The sequence below is a fragment of the Streptomyces sp. NPDC041713 genome, assembly GCF_055591085.1.
This window is the reverse complement of the sequence record NZ_JBVIZY010000006.1, coordinates 237703-264335: the sequence shown is the minus strand read 5'-3', so window position 1 is coordinate 264335 and position 26633 is coordinate 237703. Positions and strand designations below refer to the sequence as shown.

Here is a 26633-nt window from a genome sequence, read left to right as displayed (position 1 = left end):
TCCGTCAGGCGCTCGGGCCCTGCGGCGGGGTGTCGTCCGGGAGCACTCCGAGCAGGGCGGTGGCGACCAGGGCCACGGCCGGGTCGGGGTCGTCGGTCAGGCCCCGGAGGGTCTCGCGGGCCGCCGCTCCTCCGACCTCCACCAGCGCCTGGGTGAGGCGGATCCGGGTCGCGGAGTCCGCGGACGGCGCGGCCAGCTCCTCGGCGAGGGCGGCCGTGATGCGGTGCGCGCACTCCGGGTCGCCGGACAGCGCGCCGAGCACCTCCGCCGCGTCCACGTCGTTCGCGCCCTCGACCACCATGTCGACGAGGACCGGTACGGCGGCCGGTGCGGTCGCGGCGGTGCCGTGCCGGCCCAGGGCCAGCGCGGCCTGCCGGCGCACCGTCGTGTCGGCGTCGCCGAGCGCCGCCGTGAGCACCGCGGTGGCGCCCGGGGCCCCCGGCATCCCGGCGAGCGCCAGCATCGCGCGCCGCCGGACGTCGACGTCCGGGTCGTGCGCGCCGGCGGCCAGCGCCGCCACCCCGTCGTCCCCCGCGCGGGCGAGCGCCCAGCGCAGCGCGCCCGCCACGTACGGGTCGGCCTCGGCGAGGACCGCGCCGGCCAGCACCTCGGCGGGGGCCGGCGCGTCCGCAGGATGGGCCAGGACCGCCTGCTGCCGGCGTGCGGCGCCGGCCGAGTCGAGCTCCCGCATCAGCTCCACCACGCGCAGGACGTCCTGCCAGCCCGCGGGCGCGGAGGCGTCGATCGCGCGGAGCCGCGCGAGCAGTTCCCGCTCCCGCGCCAGGCGGTCCTCGGCCCACTCGATGAGGTCGCCGACCAGGGCGGAGGGCGTGAAGTCCGGGTCCTCGAGCGCGCGCCCGATCTGCTTGAGCGAGAGCCCGAGGGACCGCAGGCTCTCCACGTGGAAGATCCTGCGGATGTCCGCGGCGGAGTACTCGCGGTAGCCGCCGACGGTACGGCCCGTGGGCCGCACCAGACCGAGCGCGTCGTAATGCCGAAGCATCCGGGCACTCACGCCGGACCGCCGCGCCACCTCCCCGATCAACAACCCCCGGCCCCCGAACCCAGCACCACCTGTCGCTTCGCCTCCTCGACCGCCGCGTCGAAATCCCTCTCCGGGTCCCGCAGGAGCAATTCCGTCGCGTGGGCGTGGGCGGCCACCTCCGGGTCGGGCGACGTCGCGGACCTCTCCAGTACGGGGTGGGCCGCCTCTCCCAGGTCGACGAACGCGCGGCTCAGGCTGCGGCGTACCTCGTGGCCGCCTCGGGCCAGTTGCCGGGACAGGTCCTCGGCCAGGGCGTGCCTCTCCGCCTCGTCCCGCGGCGCCAGGGCGACCGCCACGCGCCACGCGGTCCGTGCCACCTCGTCGTCGGGGTCGCTCAGCAGGTCGCCGGTGATCCAGGGCCACGCCCTGGCGTCGCCGATCTTCGAGAGCGTGTGCAGCGCCTGTCCGCGCGCCTGCGGGCGTTCCGCGGCCAGCTCCCGGCGGATCCGGGGCAGGGCGTTCTCCGCCGGGAGACGGGTCAGCGCCCAGGACAGCATGTCCCGTACGAAGAAGTCCGGCTCGACCGCGCACCGCTCGACGAGCGCCTCCAGGAACACGGGGTCGGGGCGCGAGCCCACCGCCAGGGCCGCCTGCAGCCGCACGGACGAGTCGTCGGCGCCCAAGGCGTTGATCACGCGGGCGTGTTGCGGGGTCACCTGGTTCGAGTCGTTGATCGGGACCACCTCCTGCGCCCAAGGGGAGACCTTAACACCGTGTCAAGGTCAAGCCCGGGGTCGGAGAAGCAGGCAAATGCGCAGGCCAGGTGGCGTGTGACCGTTCGAAGGCGCGGGACCGCACCGGGCGTACCCGGCCACCGCGCGACCAGCGGTCACCGGTGCGACACTGACCGCGTGACGGAGAACGAACGGCAGAGCGGGTCGCGGAACGGGCCGGACCACGACGACCACACCACCATCGACCGCCGCCTGGAGCGCGCCATCCTGGACCTCCTGGCACGCCGTGACCCGACCTCCTCCATCTGCCCCTCGGACGCCGCGCGCGCCGTCCACACCGCAGACGACGACGGCTGGCGCGCGCTCATGGAACCCGCCCGCCGGGCGGCTCGGCGCCTGGTCGACGCGGGTGAGGTGGAGATCACCCAGGGCGGCAAGCCCGTCGACGCCGCGCAGGCCCGCGGCCCCCTCCGCATCCGCCGCGCCCGCTGACGGACCGCGGCGGCGCGGCAACCTCCGTAGGCGCGTGTTGACTTCCACGACTAGTGCAGATTCACTAGAGCTCAACTGATGCCCTCGCACTATGAGGTAGCGATGTCGTGGCCGACCACACGGACCTTCCCCCCAGGAAGCGCTCCAAAGGCCCACCAGCGTCGGCACATGCCGCGCGTGAGCACGGAGAGGTGCGGGACACTGTGACCGTTCATCCGTTCACGTCGCGGGCGGACGTCCACGCGGGCGCCGCCCGGGTGACGCTCGTCGGCGAACTCGACCTGGACGCCGCGCCCTACGTCCGCGACGCCGTCGCGGCCTGTCTGGTGAAGCGCCCGACCAGCCTCGACCTCGATCTGACCGGTGTCTCCTTCTGTGACTGCGCCGGCCTGAACTCCTTGCTGGTGGCCCGGAATTCGGTGCTCTGGGCGGGTGTGGGCCTCCGCGTCGAAGGGGTCGGCGAGCAGTTGTCGCGGCTGCTCGCCCTGATCGGGGCCGAGTCCCTGTTTCTCGGGGAGACCGCCCCCGCAGCGGCCGCCGAGTCGCCGCTCCGGGACCAACTGGCATGATCGTGCGGTCCGCCACCTGCGAGGATGTCCCCATGCCTGCGCCGTCTGCCCACCACCGTCCGGTCAAGGTCCTGCTGGTGGAGGACCACGACATGGTGGCCGAGGCGATCTGCCTGGCCCTGGAGCGGTCACCCGATCTACGGGTCGTGGGGCGTGCGCCGTCGGTGGCCGGGGCCCTGAACACGGCGCGGCGGTGTGCGCCGGACGTCGTCCTGATGGACCGCCGCCTGCCGGACGGTGACGGGGTCACCGCCATCGCCGATCTGCTGGCCCTGATACCGGACGTGCGCGTGCTGATCCTGACCGGCGAGGGCAACGGATCGGTGGCCGCGCGCGTGGCGGAGACGGGCGGCGCCGGACTGATCCTGAAGGCCCGCGGACTGCACGAACTGGAGGACGCCGTACGCCGGGTGGCGGCCGGCGAGGTGGTGTTCAGCCCCGGTCTGCTGGGCGACGTGCTGGAGCGGCTGAGCGGCAGGACCGCGGGGGTCGGCGCCAACCTCACCCCGCGGGAGCGCGAGGTCCTCCACCTCCTCGGCGAAGGGCGCACCACCGCGGAGATCAGCGAGCAGCTCGGGGTCGCCCTCAACACCGGGCGCAATCACGTCCAGCGGGTGCTGGAGAAGCTGGGCGCGCGTTCCCAGCTGGAGGCCGTGACGATCGCGCGCCGCGAAGGGCTCCTCACGTGACGCGGGAGGAGGGCGAACAGCAGCGGGAGGAACAGCAGCAGGGTCGACAGAGGCGGGCGGCGCCGATGTCGGAGGCCGCCTTCACGCTGCTGGTCCAGGGCGTCCTCGACTACGGCATCTTCATGCTCGACCCGCAGGGCCACATCATCAGCTGGAACGCCGGCGCGGAGCGGATCAAGGGGTACCGCGCCGAGGACATCGTCGGACAGCACTTCTCCGTCTTCTACCCGCCGGAGGACCAGGCCTCGGGCAAGCCGCAGTGGGAGCTGGAGACGGCCGTGGCCGACGGCCGCCTCGAGGACGAGGGGTGGCGCGTCCGCAAGGACGGCTCCCGGTTCTGGGCGAACGTCGTCATCACCGCCCTGTGGAACGACCAGGGCGTGCTGCAGGGGTTCGGCAAGGTCACCCGCGACATGTCCGAGCGGCGGGCCGCACAGCACGCCCTCAGTGAGCGCCGGCGGCTCTTCGACCACCTGGTCCAGGCGCAGGAGACGGAGCGGCGCCGCATCGCCTGGGACGTCCACGACGACTCGATCCAGGCGATGGTCGCCGTCGGGATGCGGCTGGAACTCCTCGCGGACCGGGTGCCGGAGGCGTACGCGGCCGAACTCCAGCGGCTCGACGCGTCGGTGCGCGAGGCGATCGGCCGCCTGCGGACTCTGACCTTCCGGCTGCACCCGCCCGGCATCGACCGGCACGGCTTGGTCGAGGGGCTCGCCAGCCACCTGGAGGACATGGTGGGATCCTCCTGGGGGATGGCCTACTCGCTGGCGCACGAACTGGAGCGCGAGCCGACCCCCGAGACAGCCATCACCATTTTCCGTATCGTCCAGGAAGCATTGCTGAACGTACACAAGCACGCGCGCGCCAACCGGGTCGACGTGCGGGTCGCGTCGGCCGACGGAGGCATCGTGACGCGGGTCGTGGACGACGGAACCGGCACCCCGGTGTCGCAGGACGGTGCCCGTGACCACTTCGGGGTGATCGAGATGCGGGAGCGGGCCGAGACGGCAGGAGGATGGTGGTCCATGCACAGCCGCCCCGGTACGGGGACGACCGTCGAGTTCTGGGTGCCGAACCCGCTACCCGCCGAGGCACCGGCTCCCGGACCGGAACCGAAGAGCGACGAGCCGTGACCGCTGCGGCCGAGGACGGCTCCCCCCGTTCACCCTTCTCGGTACTCCTGTGCGACGACAACGCACTGCTCCTGGAGACACTGGACGAAGTCGTGCGGGCCCAGCCCGACATGGCGGTCGTGGGCACCGCGCGCGACGGGGAGCAGGCGCTCCGGCTCGCGGCGCTGCACCGGCCGGACCTCGTCGTCCTGGACGTCCGCTTCCCCGGCGGCGGCCCCTCCGTCGCGCGGGGCATCGCGAAGTGCTCGCCGGCCAGCCGCGTCGTGGTGTTCTCGGCCTACGACGACAAGACCTCCGTGGAGCAGATGACGAGCGCGGGCGCCCGCGAGTACGTGCTCAAGGGCACGGGCAACCGCGCCCTCCTCGCCGCCCTGCGCCGGGCGGCGGAGGCCGCGTAGCCACCAGGCCGGCGACTGGTACTCCGTGACGGAGTACGAGTACGGAGGGTGGACAGCCCCGCAACGGAACGTAACCATGGCCGGGTCGGGAGTGGGCCGCGGGGCAGGCGTACGGGAGGTGTCCTCGCATGGCGGACGGTACGGACGGCACGGACGGCACGGACGGCCGGGGTGGTACGGGTGGTTCGTCCGGCGGGAGCGAGCCGGAGGTGTCGGACAGCCTCAGGACGTTCGGCGAGGTCCTCAAGGCGTTCCGCAAGCGGGCGCGTCTGACCCAGGAGGAGTTCGCCGAACGGGTCCCGTACTCGGTGCAGACGGTCGCCAAGATCGAGCAGGGCCGCCGTTTCCCCCAGCCGGACTTCGTGGAGCGGGCCGAGGAGGTCCTCGACGGGTTCGGGGCGCTGCGGGGCGCGGCGCGGCATCTGTCCCGGCAGCCGGGTCTCGCGAGCTGGTTCCGCCGGTGGGCGCAGTTCGAGGCGGACGCGGTGAGCCTGAACACGTACGAATGCCGGGTGGTGCCGGGCCTGTTGCAGACGGAGGCGTACGCGCGAGCGGTGTCGTTCAGCGTGCCGCCGCTGCCGGACGAGGCGCAGTTGAGCGAGCGCATCGCCGCGCGGCTCGCGCGCCAGGACCTGCTGGCCACGAACCGCAGGCCGCCGACCTCCTTCAGCTTCATCGTGGAACAGGCGGTGCTCGAACGGCACACGGGCGGCGAGGAGGTGACGCGGGAGCTCTACGACCATCTGCTCGGCGTGATCGACCGGCACTGGAACGTGGAGTTCCAGCTGATGCCGCTGCGCCAGCCGAAGCACGCGGGCCTGGACGGTCCGCTCCAGTTGGCGGAGACGCCGGACCACCGGTGGTTCGGATACTCGGAGGGGCAGAAGAACGGACGGCTGATCAGCGACCCGAAAGAGATCAGCGTGCTCCAACAGCGCTATGCCAAGATGCGCTCACAGGCCCTGACCCCCGAACACTCGCTGGGCCTGCTGAAGCGGATGCGAGGAGCGCTATGAGCACGTCCGAACTGGCCTGGTTCAAGAGCAGTTACAGCGGCTCCGAAGGTGACAGCTGTGTCGAGGTGGCGCTGTCCGGAGCGGCCACGACGTCCGACGGGGCGGTGCACGTGCGGGACTCGAAGCTGCCGCGCAGTCCGCGGTTCGCCGTCACGCCCGAGGCATGGCTCCGCTTCCTCTCGTACGCGACACGGGACTGACCCCGTCCCACCCGTCACAACCCCGAGGGCCCCGCCGGTTTCAACTCCGTTGCGGGGCCCTCCATTTGTCGCCAAGCGACGCGAATAAGCCTTTCCAGCGGCCGGTCGGCAAGCTTGGGCACAAATTCCACACATCCCCTCTCCATAGCGGGCTCGATGGTCTAGATTGACCGTGCTTCAGAGGTTCAGAACTGAAGCGACCGGTTCCTGGAACCCGAGAGGGGTCCTTGGGTGTGGGGAGCACCCGAGGTTGAGACGGGTTCCCGTGTGCGCACAAAGCCGGCAGGGACTGCGCGTTCGCTGTCGCCTGCGTGAATCACATCCACCGACGCGGCAGGGACCGGCATGTCATGCGCGGAAGGCTGAGCCTTCCGCGGGGGGAAGAACAGCGCGGAGCGGGAGGCTGGGGTGCCTTCCGGGGCACCAGTGCGAGTTGAACACGAACCACTGCAGACCTGGGGGGTCCTGTGCAGCAGGGGGAATTAGTCAACCCGTTTCCGTCGGCGCGGGGGCGTCTGACGAACGGGGCCATCAGCCGGCCCGCCATGGAGTGGGAGCAGCGGTACCGCCGCATCGTGATCACCAGCGATACGGTCGCCACCGCCTTCGTCGTGGCGTCGATCGGCGGGTTCTTCGGAGTCAGGGACGCCGCCAACTGGCACGAGAAGTGGAGGATTCTCGCCTTCGGCACCGAACTGCTGGTGCTGGTGGCGCTCGCGATGAGCAAGGCGTGGGCGCCGGCCGTGCTCGGGCAGGGCGCGGAGGAGTTCCGCAGGCTCGGACGCTCGCTGTTCACGGCGGCGGTCGTGCTGTCGCTCGGCGGGATCGCGCTCGCCTCCCGCAACATCAAGCTCTGGATATTCGTCGCCCTGCCGGCCATCGCGCTCGTCACCATGACCGAGCGGTATCTGCTCCGGCTCTGGCTGCACAAACAGCGCAAAGAGGGGCGGTGTCTGCGCCCGGTGCTCGCCGCCGGAAGCCCGGCCACCGTACGGGACCTGATCATGCGGACCCGCAAGTTCCCGCACCTGGGCTGGCGCGTGGAGGCGGTGTGCACGCCGGACGACCACGGCATCGACAGCGACCATGTGGACGGCGTGCCGGTCGTCGGGCGGCTGGCGGACGTCGCGGGCCACGTGCGCAGCGACGGGTACCGGGTCGTCGCGGTCACCCCGGATCCGCACTGGTCACCGGACCGGCTGCAGCGGCTGGCCTGGAACCTGGAGGGCAGCGACGCCGAGATGGTCGTCGCCCCCGTCCTGATGGAGGTGGCGGGGCCGCGGCTGCACGTCGACGCGGTGCTCGGGATCCCGCTGCTGCGGGTCAGCATGCCCACCTTCTCCGGCGGGCGCCGGGTGGTGAAAGGGGTCGTCGACCGGCTGGGCGCCGCGCTCCTGCTGCTGCTCTTCGCGCCGCTCATGGTGGTCGTCGCGCTGCTCGTCATGGCGGACAGCCGCGGCGGAGCGCTCTACCGCCAGCGCCGGGTCGGCAAGGACGGCTGCGAGTTCACCATCTTCAAGTTCCGCACCATGGTCACCGGCGCCCACACGGCACGTGCCGCGCTGGCCGACCACAACGAAGGCGCCGGGCTGCTGTTCAAGCTCCGCAGGGACCCGCGGGTGACCCGGGTGGGGACGGTGCTGCGCCGGTACTCGATCGACGAGCTCCCGCAGCTGTTCAACGTACTCACCGGGTCGATGTCGCTCGTCGGCCCGCGGCCCCCGCTGCCGGAGGAGTCCGCCGCGTACGGCCCGGACATCCGCCGGCGGCTGCTCGTCAAGCCCGGCCTCACCGGCCTGTGGCAGATCAGCGGACGCAGCGACCTGCCGTGGGAGGAGGCGGTCCGGCTCGACCTGCGGTACGTGGAGGACTGGTCGCTCGCGCTCGACTCGGTGATCTTGTGGAAGACGCTGCGCGCGGTGCTCAAGGGCCAGGGGGCCTACTGATGTTCGGGAGGCCACCGATATCCGGGGGGCGCCGCTTCGTCGGCGCAGGAAGCGCAGGCCGCCAGGGCCTGCCTGGGGGGAGGAGAGCGTCATGAGAGTCAGCGTCTTAGGGCTCGGATACGTGGGCTGCGTGTCGGCCGCGTGCCTGGCGGGCCAGGGCCACGAGGTCATCGGGGTCGACGTCAACCAGGCCAAGGTCGACCTGGTCAACGCCGGCAAGGCGCCGGTGGTCGAGGAGCGGATCGGCGAACTCGTCGCCGGCGTCGTGGAGTCCGGGGCGCTGCGCGCCACCCGCGACGTCCGCGACGCGGTCCTCAACAGCGACGTGTCGCTGATCTGTGTGGGCACCCCGTCGGAGCCCAACGGCAGCCTGTGCACCACCTACTTGGAGCGGGTCACCGAGCAGATCGGCGCCGCGCTGGCCGAGCGGGGCACGGAGGGCGGCCGGCACACCGTCGTCTTCCGCAGCACCATGCTCCCCGGCACCTGCCTGAACCTGCTGGTGCCGATCCTGGAGAAGCACGCCGGCGGCACCGCCGGAACGGACTTCGGGGTCGCGGTCAACCCGGAGTTCCTGCGCGAGGGCACCAGCGTGCGGGACTTCTTCGACCCGCCGAAGACCGTCATCGGCGAACTCGACCCCGCCAGCGGCGACGTGGTCGCCGCGCTCTACGACGGCCTGCCCGGCGAGGTGTTCCGGGTGCCCGTCCCGGCGGCCGAGGCGATCAAGTACGCGGACAACGCGTTCCACGGCCTCAAGATCGGCTTCGCCAACGAGCTGGGCTCGGTGTGCCAGGCGCTCGGGGTGGACTCGCACCAGGTGATGGACGTGTTCCTCGCCGACCGCAAGCTCAACATCAGCCCCGCCTATCTGCGGCCCGGCTTCGCCTTCGGCGGCTCCTGCCTGCCCAAGGACCTGCGCAGCCTGGTGTACGCGGCGCAGCGCGCCGACGTCTCGGTGCCGATCCTGTCCCACGTCCTCGCCTCCAACGCCGACCACCTGCAGCGCGCGGTGGACCTCGTCGAGCGCACCGGCAAGCGGCGGGTCGGGCTCTTCGGGCTCTCCTTCAAGCCCGGCACCGACGACCTCCGCGAGAGCCCGCTCGTCGAGCTGGCCGAGCGGCTCTTCGGCAAGGGGTACGACCTGCGGATCTACGACGCCAACGTGAGCCTCTCGCGGCTCATGGGCGCCAACCGCGAGTACATCGAGACCCGGCTGCCGCACCTCGCGCAGCTGCTCGCCGACTCCGTCGACGAGGTGCTCGACCACGCCGAGGTGTGCCTCGTCGGCAGCAGCGACCCGGCCGTCCTGGCCAAACTGCCGCACGGCGCGGCGCCGGTGATCGTCGACCTCATCCGCCTTCCCGACGCCGAGGCGCGCCGGACCGAACCGGGGTACATGGGCCTTGCTTGGTGACACGACGTCCGACGACGCGGCGGCCGACGACATGACCGCCGGTGCGGGCCGGCGCGCGCTGGTCCTGGTGGAGAACCTCTCCGTGCCCTTCGACCGGAGGGTGTGGCAGGAGTGCACCACGCTGCGCGACGCCGGGTGGGAGGTGCACGTCATCTGCCCGCGCGGGACCAAGCGGGACACGGAGGCGGAGGCCGTGATCGACGGGGTGCGCATCCACCGCTACCCGTTGCGCGCGGCCACCGGAGGCCCGGCCGGCTATCTGCGCGAGTACGGCACGGCGCTGTGGCACACGGCCCGGCTGGCCCGCGCGGTGGGACCGGTCGACGTCGTCCACGCCTGCAACCCGCCCGACCTGCTGTTCCTGCCCGCGCTGTGGCTGAAGCGGCGCGGCGCGCGGTTCGTCTTCGACCAGCACGACCTGGTGCCCGAGCTGTACCTCTCCCGGTTCGACCGGGGCAAGGACCTGCTCTACCGGGGCGTGTGCGCGCTGGAACGGATGACGTACCGGGCCGCCGACGTCGTGCTCGCCACCAACGAGAGCTACCGGGACGTCGCGGTGCGCCGCGGCGGACAGCGGCCGGAGGACGTCTTCGTGGTGCGCAGCGCGCCCGACACCGACCGCTTCCACCCGGTGCCCGCCGAACCGGAGTTGAAGCGCGGCAAGCCCCATCTGCTGTGCTACCTCGGCGTGATGGGCCCGCAGGACGGCGTCGACTACGCCCTGCGCGCGCTGGCCAAGCTGCGCGACGACCTCGGGCGGACCGACTGGCACGCGGTGTTCGTCGGTGCGGGCGACGCCTTCGACGCGATGGTGGAGCTGTCGAAGCGGCTCGGCCTGTCGGAGCAGGTGCAGTTCACCGGGCGCATCCCGGACGCCGACCTGGCGCGCTATCTGTCCACCGCTGACGTGTGCCTCTCCCCCGACCCGCGCAACCCGCTCAACGACGTGTCCACCATGAACAAGGTCCTCGAATACATGGTGATGGGCCGCCCGATCGTCTCGTTCGACCTGCGGGAGGCGCGGGTCTCCGCGGGTGACGCGGCGCTCTACGCGCCCGCCAACGACGAGGCGGAGTTCGCCCGGCTCGTCGCGCTGCTCCTGGACGACCCGGAGCAGCGGGCCGAGATGGGCAAGCTCGGCCAGGAGCGGATCGGCGGACAGCTCTCCTGGCGGAACTCCCAGCGCTCGCTGCTCGACGCCTACGCCGCCGCCACCCGGGGCCGCGCCCCGGTGTCGGCGGCCCCCCGAGTCCGTACAGGGAAGAGGCAGCGCAGTTGAGTGAGGACGTCATACGCCTGGTCACCATCGGGCGGATCTTCCGGCGGCGCTGGCGGCTCCTCGTCGTCGCCGCCGTTCTGGGCGCCCTGGTCGGCTACGGCGCCTCACTGCTGTTCCCGCCGACCTACACGACGTCGACCTCGGTCCTGCTGGCCGGTCAGTGGGAGGAGCGCGAGCTGCTGACCCAGGCGGAGATCGCGTCCAGTTCGGCGGTGGTCGACCGCGCGGCCGCCGCCCTCGAATGGGACGGCGTCGGCGCCGGTGACCTGGGCGACCAGGTGAGCGCCAAGGCGGCCGACGGGAACATCATCAAGATCTCCGGTACGGCCGAGACGCCGGGGCGCGCCCAGCGCCTCTCCGACCAGGTGGCGCAGGAGTTCGTCACCTTCGCCGCGCGGATCGCGGGCGACGGCACCAACGCCGACGAGGAGGAGGGGCCCGAGGCGCTGCGCGAGCGGGTGGCGACGACCAACCGCCGCATCTCCGACCTGGCCGACTCGGCCGACCCGGGGCGGACCGTGGAGAGCGTGCAGGCCCGCACCGAGCTGGAGAAGCTGCGCACCGCGCTGCAGCAGGCCATGAAGAAGCTGGACGACGCGGACCCGGCGACCAACAAGGCCAACATGGTCGTCATGGGCCCGGCCGCCCGGCCCAGCGGCGAGGCGCCGCCGACGCGGACACAACTCACCGTCGCCGGTGCGGTGTTGTTCTTCCTGTTCGCCGTCATCGGCCACCTCGCCACTGCCCGGACCCACCGCGGTCTGCGCACCGAGGCGGAGATCAGCGCGGCGCTCGGCTCCACGCTGATCGGCACCGTCGACGTGCCCGGTGAGCGCGGCCTGCCCCGCTCACGGGGCCGCGGCCCGCGCTGGCTGCGCCGACTCCTCGGCGCCGACGTCCGGTGGGACCTGCCGGCCCCGCGGCCGTCCGCCGGCGCGGCGGGACGGCAGACCCGGTACCGGCGGGTGTGCGCCCGCCTGCGCAACCAACTCCCCTCCCCCCGACGGATTCTGGCCGTCGTACCGGAGGGCGACGAGATCGCCCTGCGGGCCGCCGGGCAGCTAGCCGCCGAGGCCGGGAACGATCCGCTGCTGCGCGTGGTGGAGGTCTCGGTGACCCGGCCGCTGGTGCCGGACCGCGGCACCGAGTCCGGCGCCCTCGTCGTGCTCAGCGCGGGCTGCTGGAGCGCGGGCGAGCTCGCCGGCGTCGCCGAGGCGTGCGCGGACGGCAGACACGAGGTCGTGGGCGTCGTCGTCGCCGACCCGGTCCGGGCCGCCCGCTCGGAACGGGCCGCCGACCTCCCCCGGCCCCCTCACGCGCGGGCGGTCGCCGTGGGGGACGACGCGCGAGGAGGTGCGGTGTGACGACGGACAGGACATCGGATACGGGGTCCTCTCCCCTCTTCGACCTGCACGCGCTGGTGGTCGCCGTGCGCAGGCGCCGCCGCTTCTGGTGCGCCCTGGCGCTGCTCGGGCTGCTCGCCGGTGCCGCGCTCGCCGTACTGCGCCCGCCGCCGCCCGCCGCGACGACCAAGGTGCTCGTCACCCACCAGGACGACCAGCCCAACGACACCGGCACGCTGATCCGCACCGACGTCGAACTGCTCGGCACCACCCGCATCGCCGGCAAGGCCCTGCAGGCGCTCAAGTCCACCGAGAAGCCCGAGGACTTCATGGCGGACTACCGAGGGACCGGCGTCACCAACAACCTGCTGCAGATCGACGTGACGGGTGCGAGCGACGCGGACGCGGTGGCCCGGGTGAAGGCGCTGGCCGACGCGTTCGTCGCCGACCACGTACGGCGGATGCGGGAGAGCGCCAAGGCCGAGGCCAAGGCGCTCATCGCGCAGCGCGACCGGATGCGCAAGGAGCTCGGGCAGATCAACGACTCGATCGGGACCCGCTCGCCGGAGAGCGACCCGCAGGGCTCGGCGAGCATCGAGTCGCTCTACGCCCGGCGCGCCGAACTGAACTCGCGCATCGCCGACTTCGACCAGCGCGCCGAGGAGGCGCGCATCGGCACGCCCAAGCTCGTCGCGGGCACCCAGATCGTGGACGCCCCGCGCGCCGTGCATCACTCCCTGCCGAAGTCGGCCCTCACCAACGCCGGGATCGGGTTCTTCCTCGGGCTCTTCCTCGGGCTCGCGGTGGCCGCGGTCGGCTCGGTGGTGGCGGACCGCCCCGTGCTGCGCCGGGAGATCGCGGCGAACCTCGGCGCCTCGGTCGTCGCGGAGCTGCGCGGCCTGCCCCGGCGCTTCTCCTGGCCCTGGCGGCTGCGCAGGACCCGGGCGGCCCACGAGCGGGTCACCACGACGCTGGCCCGCACCGTGCGCGGCGCATCCGAGCCCGTGTCGCTGCTCGAACTGGGATGCGCGCGCAGCACGAGCGTGCTCGCCCGGAACGTCGCCGCGGCCCTGGCGGCGGACGGCCCGGTGGCCCTCGTCGACGGCCTGCCGGGCCCGCACCTCGCCGAGGCCCGCCGGGGCCCCGGCGACCCGGACGTGGTCACCGGCGAGCAGGCCGCCGCCCTGCCGCGCCAGGTGCGCAGGATCGGCGTCGGCTCGGTCGCGCCCGGCACCGCCTGGACCGACCTGCAGTACCTCGGCGGCCAGACCGTGCTCGTGGTGCGCGCGGGACACGGCAGCGCGGGCTGGTTGCACACCGTGGCGCGGCAGCTCGCGGACCAGAACATCCCGGTCCTCGGCGTGGTCCTTGTCGACCCCGACCCGCGCGACCGGACCGACGGCACGCTCTGGGACGGGCTGCACATCGCGCTGCGCGGCCACGGCGAGCGGCTGGCCCGGGAGAGCGTGCGGGGCCGCGCGCGCACCGAGCGTTCATCGAGAGCAGTACGCGTTCCCGACAGTGACAAGGAGGCGAGGTAGCACATGTGTGGCATCGCAGGCACGTACCGGTGGCCGGACGGAAAGGCCGTGACCGACCGGCTGACCGAAACCCTCGCCCATCGCGGCCCGGACGGGGCGGGCCGGTACAGCCACCCCGCCGGTGACGGCGACGTCCAGCTCGGCCACCGCCGGCTGGCCATCATCGACCTGTCCGAGACCGGCGCCCAGCCGATGGTCTGTGACGGCCTGGCCCTCACGTACAACGGCGAGCTGTACAACGCGCCCGAACTGCGTGCCGAGTTGGCCTCCGCGGGGGTGCGCTTTCGCGGCACCTCCGACACCGAGGTGGTCCTGGAGGCGTGGCGGCGCTGGGGCACGGACTGTCTGCCCCGGCTGCGCGGCATGTTCGCGTTCGGGGTCTTCGACGAGCGCACCGGCGAGCTGGTGCTCGCCCGCGACCAGCTCGGCATCAAGCCGCTGTTCCTGCTGCGCCGCGGCCCCGGCCTGGTGTTCGCCTCCGAGCTCAAGGCGCTGGCCGCCGCGACCGGCGGCTCCCTCGACGTGGATCCCGGGGCGCTGGTGGCGTCGCTGCTGTACTACTGGGTCCCGGACTCGCGCTGCGCGTACCGCGAGGCGGAGAAGCTGCCGCCGGGGAGCTGGCTGCGGTGCCGACCCGACGGCCGGGTCGACCGGGGGCGGTTCTGGAACCTGAAGGACGTCGCCGCGGAGGGCCAGGAACGGGCCCGGTCGGGGCAGTTGCCGGACATCGCCGCCGTCGTCGCGGAGTCGACGCGCCGGCACATGCTCTCCGACGTGCCCGTGGCGACGTTCCTCTCCGGCGGTCTCGACTCCAGCTATCTGACCGCCCTGGCCGCCCGCCACCAGCCCGGCATCTCCGCGTACACGATCGGATTCCGCGCGGAGGACGCCAAGTTCGAGGCGATGCCGGACGACCTGCGCTACGCCCGGCAGGTGGCCGCGCGGTACGGCGTCGACCTGCACGAGATCGAGATCGCGCCGAACGTCCTCGACCTGCTGCCGGAGATGACGTACCACCTGGACGAGCCGATCGGCGACCCCGCCGCGATCAACACGTATCTGATCTGCTCGGCGGCCCGGGAGGCGGGCGTCAAGGTGATGCTCTCCGGGATGGGCGCCGACGAGCTGTTCGCCGGGTACCGCAAGCACCTGGCCAACACGCTCGCGCTGCGCTACCAGCGCGTCCCGCGGCCGCTGCGGCGCGCGGTGTCGGGTGCCGTGGACCGGCTGCCGGTCGCCACGGCCCGGCGGGGGTACCGGTCGGTGCGGTTCGCCAAGCGGTTCCTCTCCTTCGCCGATCTGCCGGAGGAGACCGCGTTCCGGCGCAGCTACACCATGTACGACCAGGAGGAGCTGCTCGCCCTGGTCGATCCGGACCTCGCCGGGACGGTCGACGACGTGCTGACCGAGCACGCGGACGTCTACGCGGACAACGACCTCGACGACTTCGTCAACCGGATGTGCCTGGCCGACGCCCGGATGTTCCTGCCGGGCCTGAACCTCGCCTACACGGACCGCTCCAGCATGGCCGCGTCGACCGAGGTGCGGGTGCCGTACGTGGACGTCGAGGTGGTCAAGGCGGCGTTCGCGGTGCCCGGCAGCCGCAAGATCGTCGGACGGCAGGGCAAGGCCGTCCTCAAGGAGGCGGCCACCTCGACCCTGCCCCGGGAGATCGTGTACCGGCCCAAGGGGCTGTTCAGCGCCCCGCTGCGGGCCTGGATGAGCCGGGACCTGGCGCCCCTCGTGCGCGAGGTGGTGAACGACGGGGTCCTTGTCACCTCGGGGATCCTGCGCCGCGACGCGCTGGCGCGCATGGTCGCCGAGGACGCCGCCGGACAGCGGGACTTCTCCAAACATCTGTGGCATGTGCTGACCCTCGAGTACTGGTATCGCGGCGCGACCTCTGGGTCCGACCGGAGCACTCGGTAAACGGCTTAGGAATTCAGAGGAGTACGGGTGAAGCAGGTTGTTCAGAACTACAAGAGCGGCGAGCTGGCGGTCCTCGACGTGCCGGTCCCCGGGTGCAAGGCGGGCGGTGTGCTGGTCCGCAGCGCCTTCTCGCTGATCTCCACCGGGACCGAGCTCATGAAGGTCTCCGAGGCCGGCATGTCGATGGTCGGCAAGGCCCGCTCACGCCCCGACCAGGTGGCCAAGGTCATGCAGAGCGTGGCCACCAACGGGGTGCCCGCCACCTATCGCAAGGTGATGGGCAAGCTGGACTCGTACACGCCGCTGGGCTACTCGCTGTGCGGGGTGGTCGAGCAGGTCGGCGCCGGGATCGACGACGTGTCCGTCGGTGACCTGGTGGCCTGCGCGGGCAACGAGCACGCGCTGCACGCCGAGGTGAACTGGGTGCCGCAGAACCTCTACGCCCCGGTGCCGGACGGCCTCGCCGCCCGGCATGCCGCCTTCGGCACCGTCGGGTCGATCGCGATGCAGGGCGTCCGCCGCGGCGAGCCCCAGCTCGGCGACGTGGCGCTGGTCATCGGCCTCGGGCTGATCGGCCAGCTGGTGGTGCAGCTCCTGGCCGCCTCCGGGGCCCGCGTGGTGGGCGTCGACCCCGACCCGGTGCGCTGCGAGCTCGCCGAGCGGCTCGGCGCTGCGGCCTGCGGCGACCCCGAGTCCTCCGCGGTGGAGAACGCCGTCGCCGAACTCACCGACGGGCACGGCGTGGACCAGGTGTATCTGGCCGCGGGCGGCGGCAGCAACCAGCCCGTCGAGCTGGCCGCCCGGCTCTGCCGGGACCGGGGCCGGGTGGTCGACATCGGCAAGTGCCGGCTCGACCTGCCGTGGAACGCGTACTACGAGAAGGAGCTCGACGTACGGTTCTCCCGCAGTTACGGCCCCGGGCGCTACGACCCGGCGTACGAACTGGAGGGGCGCGACTACCCGATCGGCTATGTGCGCTGGACCGAGCGCCGCAACCTCGCGTGCTTCCTCGACCTCGTCGCCCGGGGCCGCGTCGACGTGGAGCCCCTGGTCTCCCACACGGCCGACTTCGCGGACGCCGTCGAGACGTACCAGCGCCTGAAGGACGGCGACCTGAAGGCCGTGGCGGTGCTGTTCCGCTACCCCGAACCAGCGGCAGACTCCGGCGAGTTGACGGAAGAGGGCGAGGCGGCGCCCTCGGTGACCGTGCCCGCCGTGAAGCGGAGCATTGGCGGCGCGCCCGCCCCGGTCCGGGCGTCCAAGACGCCCGTGCGCCTCGCGTTCGTCGGCGCCGGGAACTACGCGACGTCGATGCTGCTCCCGCACCTGCAGGGGCGCGAGGGCGTCGAGCTGTCCACCGTCGTCACCACGACCGCGCTCTCCGCGGCCAACGCCCGACGCAAGTTCGGCTTCGCCGAGGCGACCACCGATCTCGACGCCGTCCTCGGCGACAAGTCCGTCGACGCGGTGTTCGTGGTCACCCGGCACAGCTCGCACGCCGAGCTGACCCGCAAGGCGCTCCTGGCCGGCAAGGCCGTGTTCGTGGAGAAGCCGCTCGCACTCACCGAGGACGAGCTGGCGAGCGTGGTCGCGACGGTGGAGGAGTCCGGCAACGACCGGCTGCAGGTGGGCTTCAACCGCCGCTTCTCGCCGCTGCTGCGCGAGGCCAAGCAGCGGTTCGGCGCCCGCAGCGGCCCGGCCCACCTGCGCTATCTGGTCAACGCGGGCCGGCTGCAGCACGGCAGCTGGTACCTCCAGCAGGGCACCGAGGGCTCGCGGTTCGCCGGAGAGGGCGGGCACTTCATCGACACGGCGAGCTGGCTGCTCGGGGCCGACCCGGTCTCGGTGTACGCGGTCGCCACCTCGGGCCACGAGGACCTCCAGGTCGTCCTGCGCTACCCCGACGGGTCGACGGCCACCATCAGCTACGTCACCACCGGCCCGTCGAGCTTCCCCAAGGAGACCCTCGACCTGGTCGCGGACGGCCGCGCCCTGCGCCTCGACGACTTCGTGCGCGCCTCGGTCCACGGCCAGAAGAAGTGGGTCAGTTCACGGCTGCCCAAGGCCAGGGACAAGGGCCAGTCCGCAGAACTGGCCGCGTTCGTACGGGCCGTGCGCTCGGGCGGGCCGATGCCGGTGCCGCTGGAGTCGCTGGTCGCCACCACGGCGGCCACCCTCGCCGTGCGGACCGCCCTGGCCGGCGGCGCGCCGGTGACGCTGGCGGGAGAGCGATGACGCTGAGCGCGGGCTGGTACCTGCGGCGGCTGTCCCGGATGGAGCCGCGGGAGGTCGGCGGCCGGGTGGGCGACGCGGTGCGCAGACAGCGGTGGCGCTCGGAGCGGCCGCACTGCCCGCCCGTGTCCGGCGCCCGCTTCACCGCGGCGCTGCCCGCGGAGGCGATCGCCGCGATACCGCCGGACGCGGCGAAGCGCCTGGTCGCCGAGGCGGACCGGCTGATGGCCGGGCACGTCACGTACTTCGGGGTGGACCGCGACGACCTGGCGGACCCGGACTGGTGGTCCGACCCGAAGACCGGCCGGCGCGCCCCGTGGGACTACGCCTTCGACGTGCCGTACCGGGACGAGGACGCGGTCGGCGACGTCAAGCAGATCTGGGAGCTCTCCCGGCACCAGTACCTGACCGTGCTCGCCGCGGCCTACGCGGTCACCGGCGACGAGCGGTACGCCGAACGCGTGGCCGCGCACCTGCGGTCCTGGTGGGCGGGCAATCCGCCGCTGCGCGGCGTGCATTGGATCAGCGGCATCGAGCTGGGCGTCCGGCTGCTCTCCTGGGTGTGGGTGCGCCGGCTGCTCGACGGGTGGTCCGGCGCGCGGGGCCTGTTCGAGGACGACCCGGCGGCGCTGCACCAGATCTGGCACCACCAGCGCTGGCTGGCCGCCTTCCCCAGCCGGGGGTCGTCGGCGAACAACCACGTCATCGCGGAGGCCGCCGGGCAGTTGGCCGCCGCCTGCGCCTTCGGGTGGTTCCCGGAGTCCGCGCGGTGGCGGGAGGACGCGCTGCGCTCGCTGGAGCGCCATCTGCGCGCCAACACCTACGTCTCCGGTCTCAACCGCGAGCTGGCCACCGAGTACCACGGCCTGGTGCTCGAACTGGGGCTCGCCGCGGTCGCCGAGGCGGACGCGGCCGGCGTGCCGGTCCCGGCGACGGTCCGGCCGGTGCTGCTGCGGATGACCGACGCGCTCGCGGCCGTCGTCGACAACCGGCTGCGGCCGCCGCGCCAGGGCGACGCGGACGACGGTCACGGTCTGGTCGTGGACGGCGCGGGCACCGACCGCTGGGGCTCGCTGCTCGCCACCGGGGACGCCGTGTTCGGGCGGCTCGACTGGTGGCCGAAGGTGACCGGCACCGATGTGCGCACGCCGCTGCTCGCCGCGCTCCTGCGGCCGTACGGGCAGCCGGGGACCGCGCAGGCCGTGGCCCGGCCGGAGAGCAGGCCGAGCCACTTCGCGGATGCGGGCATGACGATCCTGCGCGGCCCGGAGGAGATCTGGTGCCGCTGCGACGGCGGTCCGCACGGCTTCCTGTCCATCGCCGCGCACGCCCACGCGGACGCGCTCTCCGTGGAGGTGCGGCACGACGGGGTCGATGTGCTCGCCGACCCGGGGACGTTCTGCTACCACGGCCAGCCCGAGTGGCGGCAGTACTTCCGGTCGACGCTCGGCCACAACACGCTGCAGCTGGACGGCGCCGACCAGTCGGTGTCCGGCGGCCCGTTCCTGTGGACCCGGCACGCCCGCAGCCGCGTGCTGATCGCGGAGACCGGCGCCGGGTCCGACGGGGCGACGGCCCGCTGGTGCGCCGAGCACGACGGCTATCAGGACGCCACCCACCGCCGTAAGGTCGAACTCACGGCAGCACGCCGGGAGTTGAAGGTGATCGACGAGGTGCGCGGCCCGCGCCGGAGCGTGCGCCTCGCCTTCCACCTCGGCCCGGCCGTCGCCGTGGACCTGGTGGACAGCCGGGCCGTGCTGACCTGGACCCGCGACGGCGAGGACCGCTCCGCGGTGCTCGACCTGCCCGGGGAGCTCTCCTGGCGGGCGCACCGCGGCGAGAGCGAGCCGCCGCTTGGCTGGTACTCCCCCGGCTTCGGACGCAAGGAACCCGCCACCACGCTGATCGGCACCGCCTCCGCGGCGGCCGGTTCCGGCGACGGCGTGCGGGAGTTCACCACCGTCCTCACGTTCCGGGGTTAGGGAGGCCACGTGGTGATGAAGAGGCGGCTCGGGGTGTGGTCGGCGGCACCGCTGGTGGTGGTCCTGCTGACGGCGGCCGGCTGTGACGACGCGCCCGCGCCCCGGGCGAAGCCCGCGGCCGTCGCACCCGCCACCCCCGTGGCCCGGGTGTGCGCCAAGCCCGAACCCGGCCCCGCGAAGGCACCGGCGGGCGCGGTCACGGTCGACCCCGCGAAGGTGGGCGACCTGGTCGCCAAGACCAAGAAGAGCCCGCCGCACACCACGTTCTGGCTGCGGCCGGGCAAGCACCGCCTCGCGTCCGACCGGTTCGCCCAGGTCATCCCGAAGAAGGGCAACCGCTATCTGGGCGCGCCGGGCGCGGTGCTCGACGGCAACAAGCGCAACCAGTACGCGTTCGGCGGCTCCGCCCGCGACGTCACCGTCGGCCATCTGACCGTGCAGCGTTTCGTGGCGCCGCCCGACGAGGGCGTGGTCAACCACGACTCGGCCGACGGCTGGGTGATCGAGCACGCGACGATCCAGCACAACACCGGTGCCGGTCTGATGGCCGGCGCACGCCAGCGGGTCCGCGCCAACTGCCTGCGCGAGAACGGCCAGTACGGCATGAACGCGTACAAGGCCAAGGGCCGGATCAGCGGCCTGGTCGTCGAGGGCAACGAGATCGTCGGCAACAACACCGGCGACTGGGAACGGAAGCGCAAGGGCTGCGGCTGCACCGGAGGCGTCAAGTTCTGGGCGGTCGACGGAGCCGACGTGCGTGGCAACTGGGTGCACGACAACCGCGGCACCGGGCTGTGGGCGGACACCAACAACAACGACTTCCGCATCGAGGGCAACGTCCTGGAGAAGAACGACGGGGCGGCGCTGATCTACGAGACCAGCTACAACGCGGTCATCCGGAAGAACACGATCCGGCGGAACAACTGGGTCGAGGGGCGCCGGTACGCCGACCGCGGCGACTCCTTCCCGCTCGCGACCGTCTACATCTCGGAGTCGGGCGGCGAGCCGCGCGTGAAGGCGCGTACGGACGAGATCGAGATCGACCGGAACGTCCTGGAGGACAACTGGTCCGGGATCACCCTGTGGGAGAACGCCGACCGGTTCTGCAACAGCCCGGCCAACACCTCGTCCGGCAACTGCACGCTGCTGGTCAAGGACACCGAGCGGTGCGCGCGGCCGGGCATCACCAAGGAACCGCTCTACGCGGACTGCCGCTGGAAGACCCAGCGGGTCGACATCCACGACAACCGCTTCGTCCTGGACAAGGCCGTCGTCGAGTGCACGACCAAGTGCGACCGGATGGCGGTCCTCGCCAACTACGGCACCTATCCGGACTGGTCGCCCTACATGGGCGAGCGGGTGGCCGAGTCGATCACCGGCAAGCAGCACAACCGCTGGCGCCACAACACCTACGTCGGACCGTGGAAGTTCGTGGCCCACGACCCGAGCCGGGTCCTCGACTTCGGGCAGTGGCAGGCCGCCCCGTACCGGCAGGACGACCGCAGCACCCTGCGTACCCGGGCAGGTGACTGAGATGCCCGCGGACCACACGTCGCGGACGGTCGCCGTCGCCTGGGGACTGCTGGTCCTCAACACGCTCGGCTCCGCCGGGGCGGAGACCATCGTCCCGCTGCCCCGCTCCCTCATCCAGATGGCCACCATGGGCGCGCTGGTCCTGGCGTTCGCGCTGGCGCTCGCGGTCAACCTCACGCTGCGCATCCGGCCGGGCGCGTACGTCTTCCTGCTCACCCTGCTGCTCGTGCCGAGCCTGATCTCCAGCGTGAACCCGGACTCCGGCTTCGGCGCGCTGTTCCGCTGCGGCAGGCTGGCGCTCTTCGTCGCCACCCTGTGGCTGCTCAGCCGCTGGTGGGACGGGGGGCTGAGCTTCGTCAGACACCACATCCGGATGTACTTCGTGGTCCTCGGGTCGGTTGCCGCCGGTCTGGTCATCTCGCCGGGCGCCGCCCTGCCCGACCTCTACGGCGGGCGTCTCGTCGGCGCGCTGTGGCCGCTCACGCCGCCGCAGATCGGGCAGTACGCCGCGGTCATCATCGGACTCACCGTGCTGCTGCTCCTGGGCCGCAGGACCGACCGGACCAGTGCCGCGCTGGTCGTCGTGCCGTCCTTCGTGCTGCTCGCGCTGACCCACACCCGGACGGCCACGCTCGGCCTGTTCATCGGGCTCGCCCTCGCGATCTGCTCGCTGCTGCTGACCAGCTCCGCCGCCCGCCGGTTCTTCACCTGGGCGGTGCTGACCGCCACGGTGGCCGCGGTGGCGTTCAGCTCCGCGCTCCAGGCGTGGTTCCTGCGCGGCCAGACCGAGGAGAACTTCTCCAACCTCACCGGCCGGGCCAAGGTCTGGGACGCCCTCCTCGCGGCCCCCCGCTCCACCTCGGAGCAGCTGTTCGGGATGGGCCTCGGCGACAAGTCGTTCGGCGGCCTGCCGATCGACAACAGCTGGCTGGCCGTCTACCAGGAGCAGGGCCTGACCGGCACGGCCATCGTGGCGGTGATCATCCTCGTGCTCGGCGGTGTCGCGCTGCTGCGGCCGCCGTCGCTGCAGCGGGCCTGCGCCATCTTCCTGATCAGCTACTGCGCCATCGCCTCGTACACCGAGGCCGGTCTCGGCGACGCCTCGCCGTATCTGCTCCATCTGGCCGTGGCCGCCTCGCTGTTGGCGGCGCCCGCCGCGGCCCCGCCGCTCCCGGCGCCCGCGGCCTCCCGACGACGTGTCCCGCGCTGGGCGCGCGGATCGGAGGTGATCTGACCGTGCGCATCCTCGTGGTGCACAACCGTTACGCCTCGGCGCAGCCGAGCGGCGAGAACAAGGTCGTCGACCAGGAGATCGAGCTGCTGCGCGCGGCCGGCCACCACGTCGACCTGTTCGAGCGGCGCAGCGACACCATCGCCGCCCGTTCCCTGCCGGGCAAGGTCGCGGTGCCGCTGCTCGTGCCCTGGAACCCGGCGGTCCGCTCGGAGCTCGCCGCCCGGCTGCGCGCCGAGCGCCCGGACGTCGTGCACGTCCACAACGTCTTCCCGCTGCTCTCGCCCGCGGTCATCGCCGCCTGCGCCGACGCGGGCGTGCCCGCCGTGGCCACGCTGCACAACTACACGCAGATCTGCCCGCCCGGCACCCTGCAGCGGGACGGCAGGCCGTGCACCGAGTGCGTCGGCTCGTCGCCGCTGCCCGCCGTCCGGCACGGCTGCTACCGGAACTCCCGCCTGGCGACGGTGCCGCTGGCGGTCAGCCTGTCGGTCAACCGGCGCCGGTGGTGGACCGGTGTGGAGCGGTTCTTCTGCATCTCGGCGGCCCAGCGCGAGGTCCTGGTGGCGGCCGGCATGCCCGCCGAACGCCTCGCCGTGAAGCACAACTTCGTGCCGGAGCCGGAGGAGCGCCGGACGGGCGACGGCGAGCACCTGCTCTACCTCGGCCGGCTCGCGGAGGCCAAGGGCGTGCGGCTGCTCATGGCCGCGTGGGACGAGCTCGCGGCGGACGGCGGCGTGGGCGTACCGCTCGTGATCGCCGGGACGGGTCCGCTGGAGCCGGAGGTGACGGCGTGGGCGGCGGGCCGGGACGACGTGCGGTACGTCGGCCTGTACGACACCGCGGAGTGCCGCAAGGCGCTCGCGCGGTCGGTCGCCGTGGTCGCCCCCTCGACGTGGCTGGAGGCCTTCGGCCTGGTCGTCGTGGAGGCGATGGCGGCGGGCGTGCCGGCCGTGGCCGCCGGGCACGGCGCCTTCGTCGAGCTCGTCGAGGACGGGGTGACCGGGCTGCTGCACCGGCCGGGCGACGCCGCGTCGCTCGCGTCCCGCATACGCCGGATCGCGGTCGATCGCGGCCGCAACCGGGAGATGGGCCGGGCGGCCCGCGGCCGGTACGAGCAGGGGTTCAGCCCCGCCGTCGGCCTGGACCGCCTGGTGGAGGGGTATCGCACCGCGATCGCGGTGCGGGCCGGAGACGGGAACGGTCCGTCGCCGGCAGGGGGAACGGAAACACGGGCTCGTGGCGGGGACACCCGTACGGGCAGGGATGGGGGCAGTTAGATGACACGATGCCGACTCTGCGGCTCGGCGGCGCTGGAGAGCGTCGTCGACCTGGGGGCGACCCCGCCGTGCGAGAGCTTTCTCGCCGCGGACCGGCTGGACGAGCCGGAGCCCGCGTACCCGCTGCACCTGCGGGTCTGCACGGAGTGCTGGCTCGCGCAGATCCCGCCGCTGATCACGCCGGAGGAGACGTTCAAGGAGTACGCGTACTTCTCCTCCTTCTCGACGTCGTGGGTGGAGCACGCGCGCACCTTCGTCGCCGACGCCGCCCGGCGGGTGGGGCTCGGCGCCGACTCCTTCGTGGTCGAGGTCGCGAGCAACGACGGGTATCTGCTCAAGCACGTGGTGGACCGGGGGATCCGCTGCCTGGGCGTCGAGCCGTCGGTGAACGTCGGTGCCGCGGCCAGGGAGGCGGGCGTGCCCACGGTCACGGAGTTCCTGAGCCCCGAGACGGGCGCGGCCGTCCGCGCCGAGCACGGCCCGGCCGACCTGGTCGTGGCCAACAACGTGTACGCGCACATCCCGGACGTGGTCGGGTTCACCGAGGGGCTGCGCGCCCTGGTCGCCGACGACGGCTGGGTCTCCATCGAGGTGCAGCACCTGCTGACCCTGATCGAGGAGAACCAGTACGACACGATCTACCACGAGCACTTCCAGTACTACACGGTCGCCTCGGCGGCGCGGGCGCTCGCGAGCGGTGGACTCGCCCTCGTGGACGTCGAGTTGCTGCCCACGCACGGCGGCTCCATCCGGCTGTGGGCCCGCCCCGCCGAGGTCGCGGGCGAGCCGTCACGGCAGGTGGCCGAGGTCCTGGACCGGGAGAAGGCCGCCGGGCTCCAGGACCTGTCCGGGTACACCGAGTTCTCCGCCCGGGTCGCCAAGGTCCGCAGGGACCTGCTGAAGTTCCTCATCGAGGCGGCCGAGCGCGGCGAGACGGTCGTCGGCTACGGCGCGCCCGGCAAGGGCAACACCCTGCTCAACCACTGCGGCATCCGGCCCGACCTGCTCGCGTACACGGTCGACCGCAACCCGTACAAGCACGGCCGGTTCACCCCGGGCACCCGCATCCCGATCCTGCCGCCCGAGCGGATCGCCGCCGACCGGCCCGACTACGTCCTGATCCTGCCCTGGAACCTGCGGGCCGAGCTGGTCGAGCAGCTGTCCTACGTGCACGAGTGGGGCGGCCGCCTGGTCTTCCCCGTCCCGGAACTGAGCGTCGTCGACGCCACGTCTTCGAAAGAGGCCACAGCATGAAGGTCGTCCTGTTCTGCGGCGGTTACGGGATGCGGATGCGCGACGGGGCCGCCGACGACATGCCCAAGCCGATGGCGATGGTCGGCCCGCGGCCGCTGATCTGGCACGTCATGCGCTACTACGCGCACTTCGGGCACAAGGAGTTCATCCTGTGCCTGGGGTACGGGGCGCACCACATCAAGAACTTCTTCCTCAACTACGAGGAGACGACGTCCAACGACTTCGTGCTGCGGGGCGGCAGGACCGAGCTGCTGTCCACCGACATAGCCGACTGGACGATCACGTTCGCGCAGACCGGCATCGAGTCGCCGATCGGCGAGCGGCTGCGCCGGGTCCGCCACCACCTGGACGGCGACGAGATGTTCCTCGCCAACTACGCGGACGTGCTGACCGACGCCCCGCTGCCGGAGATGATCGACCGGTTCGCCCGGCGGGACGCGGGCGCCTCGATGATGGTGGTGCCGCCGCAGTCCTCCTTCCACTGCGTGGAGCTGGGCGAGGACAACCTGGTGGGCGGCATCACGGCGGTCAGTGAACTGCCGCTGTGGGAGAACGGCGGCTACTTCGTGCTCCGCCAGGAGGTCTTCGACCACATACCGGAGAACGGCGACCTGGTCGCCGACGGATGCGGCCAACTCGCCAAGCGGGGACGCCTGGTGGCGCACCAGCACCGCGGCTTCTGGAAGCCGACCGACACGGTCAAGGAGCGGGCCGCGCTCGATGCCGCGTACACCCGCGGCGAGCGCCCGTGGGCCGTGTGGGAGCGCGACGGCGTGCCGACGGACGCCGGGGTGCGCGCGTGATCCGGCTCGGGGCCGGGCGCCTGGAACGGATCGTCGCGGTGGGCGCGCACTGCGACGACATCGCCATCGGCGCCGGCGGCACACTGCTCACGCTGTGCCTGGCCCGGCCGGGCGTCCGCGTCGACGCGCTGGTGCTGACCGGCGGGGGCGGCGAGCGGGAGCAGGAGGAGCGGGCCGCGCTCGCCGCGTTCTGCCCCGGCGCCGACCTGCGGCTGACCGTCCTCAAGCTGCCGGACGGCCGGCTCCCCACGCACTGGGAGGAGGCCAAGGCCGCGGTCGAGGAGCTGCGCGCGCAGAGCGACCCCGACCTCGTCCTCGCCCCGCGCACCGACGACGCGCACCAGGACCACCGGGGCCTCGCCCAGCTCGTGCCCACCGCCTTCCGCGACCACCTCGTGCTCGGCTACGAGATCGTCAAGTGGGACGGCGATCTCGGCCGGATGGCCGCGTACCAGCCGCTTTCGCCGGAGACCGCCGAGCGGAAGGTGCGGCTGCTGCAGGAGCACTACCCCTCGCAGCGGCACCGGCCCTGGTACGACCGGGAGGCCTTCCTCGGCCTCGCGCGGATCCGCGGCATCGAATGCCACGCCCGGTACGCCGAGGCGTTCGCCGTCACCAAACTCACTCTCGACCTGGGGGAATGA

Annotated in this window: 23 protein-coding genes; 21 read left to right on the top strand and 2 right to left on the bottom strand. The window is 72.6% G+C overall.

Annotated elements, in window-relative coordinates:
* Positions 1-4 precede the first annotated feature (4 nt).
* The gene (locus tag ACZ6CV_RS20625; protein WP_469252190.1) at positions 5-1048 is read right to left on the bottom strand and encodes a HEAT repeat domain-containing protein; all 1044 of its coding nucleotides are present in this window, start codon (positions 1046-1048) and stop codon (positions 5-7) included.
* A complete protein-coding gene (locus ACZ6CV_RS20620; RefSeq protein ID WP_469252189.1) occupies positions 1042-1680 on the bottom strand; it encodes a HEAT repeat domain-containing protein in 639 nt (212 codons plus the stop codon). The genes ACZ6CV_RS20625 and ACZ6CV_RS20620 overlap by 7 nt, the downstream gene beginning before the upstream one ends.
* A gap of 279 nt (positions 1681-1959) precedes the next feature.
* Here ACZ6CV_RS20620 and ACZ6CV_RS20615 point away from each other — a divergent pair, with 279 nt between their 5' ends.
* From ACZ6CV_RS20615 to ACZ6CV_RS20515, 21 genes are all read left to right on the top strand, one after another.
* Positions 1960-2211 carry a DUF3253 domain-containing protein gene (locus ACZ6CV_RS20615; protein WP_469252460.1) on the top strand — a complete coding sequence of 84 codons (252 nt, stop codon included), beginning with the start codon at positions 1960-1962 and terminating at the stop codon, positions 2209-2211.
* A gap of 203 nt (positions 2212-2414) precedes the next feature.
* Positions 2415-2780: an STAS domain-containing protein gene (locus tag ACZ6CV_RS20610; RefSeq protein ID WP_469252188.1), complete on the top strand. Its 366-nt coding sequence runs from the start codon at positions 2415-2417 to the stop codon at positions 2778-2780.
* Between the two features lie 32 nt (positions 2781-2812).
* The gene (locus ACZ6CV_RS20605) at positions 2813-3469 is read left to right on the top strand and encodes a response regulator transcription factor (RefSeq protein ID WP_469252187.1); all 657 of its coding nucleotides are present in this window, start codon (positions 2813-2815) and stop codon (positions 3467-3469) included.
* Complete coding sequence (locus tag ACZ6CV_RS20600) at positions 3466-4605, top strand: PAS domain-containing sensor histidine kinase (protein ID WP_469252186.1); 1140 nt, start codon at positions 3466-3468, stop codon at positions 4603-4605. Before ACZ6CV_RS20605 ends, ACZ6CV_RS20600 begins: the two co-directional genes overlap by 4 nt.
* Positions 4602-5003 (top strand): response regulator, encoded by a 402-nt coding sequence (locus ACZ6CV_RS20595; protein ID WP_362375670.1) that lies wholly within the window; start codon positions 4602-4604, stop codon positions 5001-5003. Before ACZ6CV_RS20600 ends, ACZ6CV_RS20595 begins: the two co-directional genes overlap by 4 nt.
* A 128-nt stretch (positions 5004-5131) precedes the next feature.
* Entirely contained in the window at positions 5132-6019 is an 888-nt protein-coding gene (locus ACZ6CV_RS20590; RefSeq protein ID WP_469252185.1) for a helix-turn-helix domain-containing protein, read from the top strand.
* Positions 6016-6219, top strand: a complete 204-nt coding sequence (locus tag ACZ6CV_RS20585; protein ID WP_469252184.1) for a DUF397 domain-containing protein — start codon at positions 6016-6018, stop codon at positions 6217-6219. Before ACZ6CV_RS20590 ends, ACZ6CV_RS20585 begins: the two co-directional genes overlap by 4 nt.
* 467 nt (positions 6220-6686) lie before the next feature.
* Entirely contained in the window at positions 6687-8165 is a 1479-nt protein-coding gene (locus tag ACZ6CV_RS20580; RefSeq protein ID WP_469252183.1) for a sugar transferase, read from the top strand.
* Between the two features lie 91 nt (positions 8166-8256).
* Positions 8257-9582, top strand: coding sequence for a nucleotide sugar dehydrogenase (locus ACZ6CV_RS20575; RefSeq protein ID WP_469252182.1), 1326 nt, complete (start codon positions 8257-8259; stop codon positions 9580-9582).
* A complete protein-coding gene (locus tag ACZ6CV_RS20570; protein WP_469252181.1) occupies positions 9572-10861 on the top strand; it encodes a glycosyltransferase family 4 protein in 1290 nt (429 codons plus the stop codon). The genes ACZ6CV_RS20575 and ACZ6CV_RS20570 overlap by 11 nt, the downstream gene beginning before the upstream one ends.
* Positions 10858-12225 carry a YveK family protein gene (locus ACZ6CV_RS20565; protein WP_469252180.1) on the top strand — a complete coding sequence of 456 codons (1368 nt, stop codon included), beginning with the start codon at positions 10858-10860 and terminating at the stop codon, positions 12223-12225. The genes ACZ6CV_RS20570 and ACZ6CV_RS20565 overlap by 4 nt, the downstream gene beginning before the upstream one ends.
* Entirely contained in the window at positions 12222-13745 is a 1524-nt protein-coding gene (locus ACZ6CV_RS20560; RefSeq protein WP_469252179.1) for a Wzz/FepE/Etk N-terminal domain-containing protein, read from the top strand. Before ACZ6CV_RS20565 ends, ACZ6CV_RS20560 begins: the two co-directional genes overlap by 4 nt.
* A 3-nt stretch (positions 13746-13748) precedes the next feature.
* Positions 13749-15674 carry an asparagine synthase (glutamine-hydrolyzing) gene (gene asnB / locus ACZ6CV_RS20555; protein ID WP_469252178.1) on the top strand — a complete coding sequence of 642 codons (1926 nt, stop codon included), beginning with the start codon at positions 13749-13751 and terminating at the stop codon, positions 15672-15674.
* Positions 15675-15701: 27 nt separating this feature from the next.
* Positions 15702-17909: a bi-domain-containing oxidoreductase gene (locus ACZ6CV_RS20550; protein ID WP_469252177.1), complete on the top strand. Its 2208-nt coding sequence runs from the start codon at positions 15702-15704 to the stop codon at positions 17907-17909.
* Entirely contained in the window at positions 17906-19888 is a 1983-nt protein-coding gene (locus tag ACZ6CV_RS20545) for a heparinase II/III family protein (RefSeq protein ID WP_469252176.1), read from the top strand. The genes ACZ6CV_RS20550 and ACZ6CV_RS20545 overlap by 4 nt, the downstream gene beginning before the upstream one ends.
* A gap of 15 nt (positions 19889-19903) precedes the next feature.
* Positions 19904-21421, top strand: a complete 1518-nt coding sequence (locus ACZ6CV_RS20540; RefSeq protein WP_469252459.1) for a right-handed parallel beta-helix repeat-containing protein — start codon at positions 19904-19906, stop codon at positions 21419-21421.
* 1 nt (position 21422) lies between these two features.
* Complete coding sequence (locus tag ACZ6CV_RS20535) at positions 21423-22655, top strand: O-antigen ligase domain-containing protein (protein ID WP_469252175.1); 1233 nt, start codon at positions 21423-21425, stop codon at positions 22653-22655.
* A 2-nt stretch (positions 22656-22657) separates the two neighbouring features.
* Entirely contained in the window at positions 22658-23932 is a 1275-nt protein-coding gene (locus ACZ6CV_RS20530) for a glycosyltransferase (RefSeq protein ID WP_469252174.1), read from the top strand.
* Positions 23933-25186 (top strand): class I SAM-dependent methyltransferase, encoded by a 1254-nt coding sequence (locus ACZ6CV_RS20525; RefSeq protein WP_469252173.1) that lies wholly within the window; start codon positions 23933-23935, stop codon positions 25184-25186.
* Entirely contained in the window at positions 25183-25989 is an 807-nt protein-coding gene (locus tag ACZ6CV_RS20520) for a glycosyltransferase family protein (protein ID WP_469252172.1), read from the top strand. Before ACZ6CV_RS20525 ends, ACZ6CV_RS20520 begins: the two co-directional genes overlap by 4 nt.
* Positions 25986-26633: a PIG-L deacetylase family protein gene (locus ACZ6CV_RS20515; RefSeq protein ID WP_469252171.1), complete on the top strand. Its 648-nt coding sequence runs from the start codon at positions 25986-25988 to the stop codon at positions 26631-26633. The genes ACZ6CV_RS20520 and ACZ6CV_RS20515 overlap by 4 nt, the downstream gene beginning before the upstream one ends.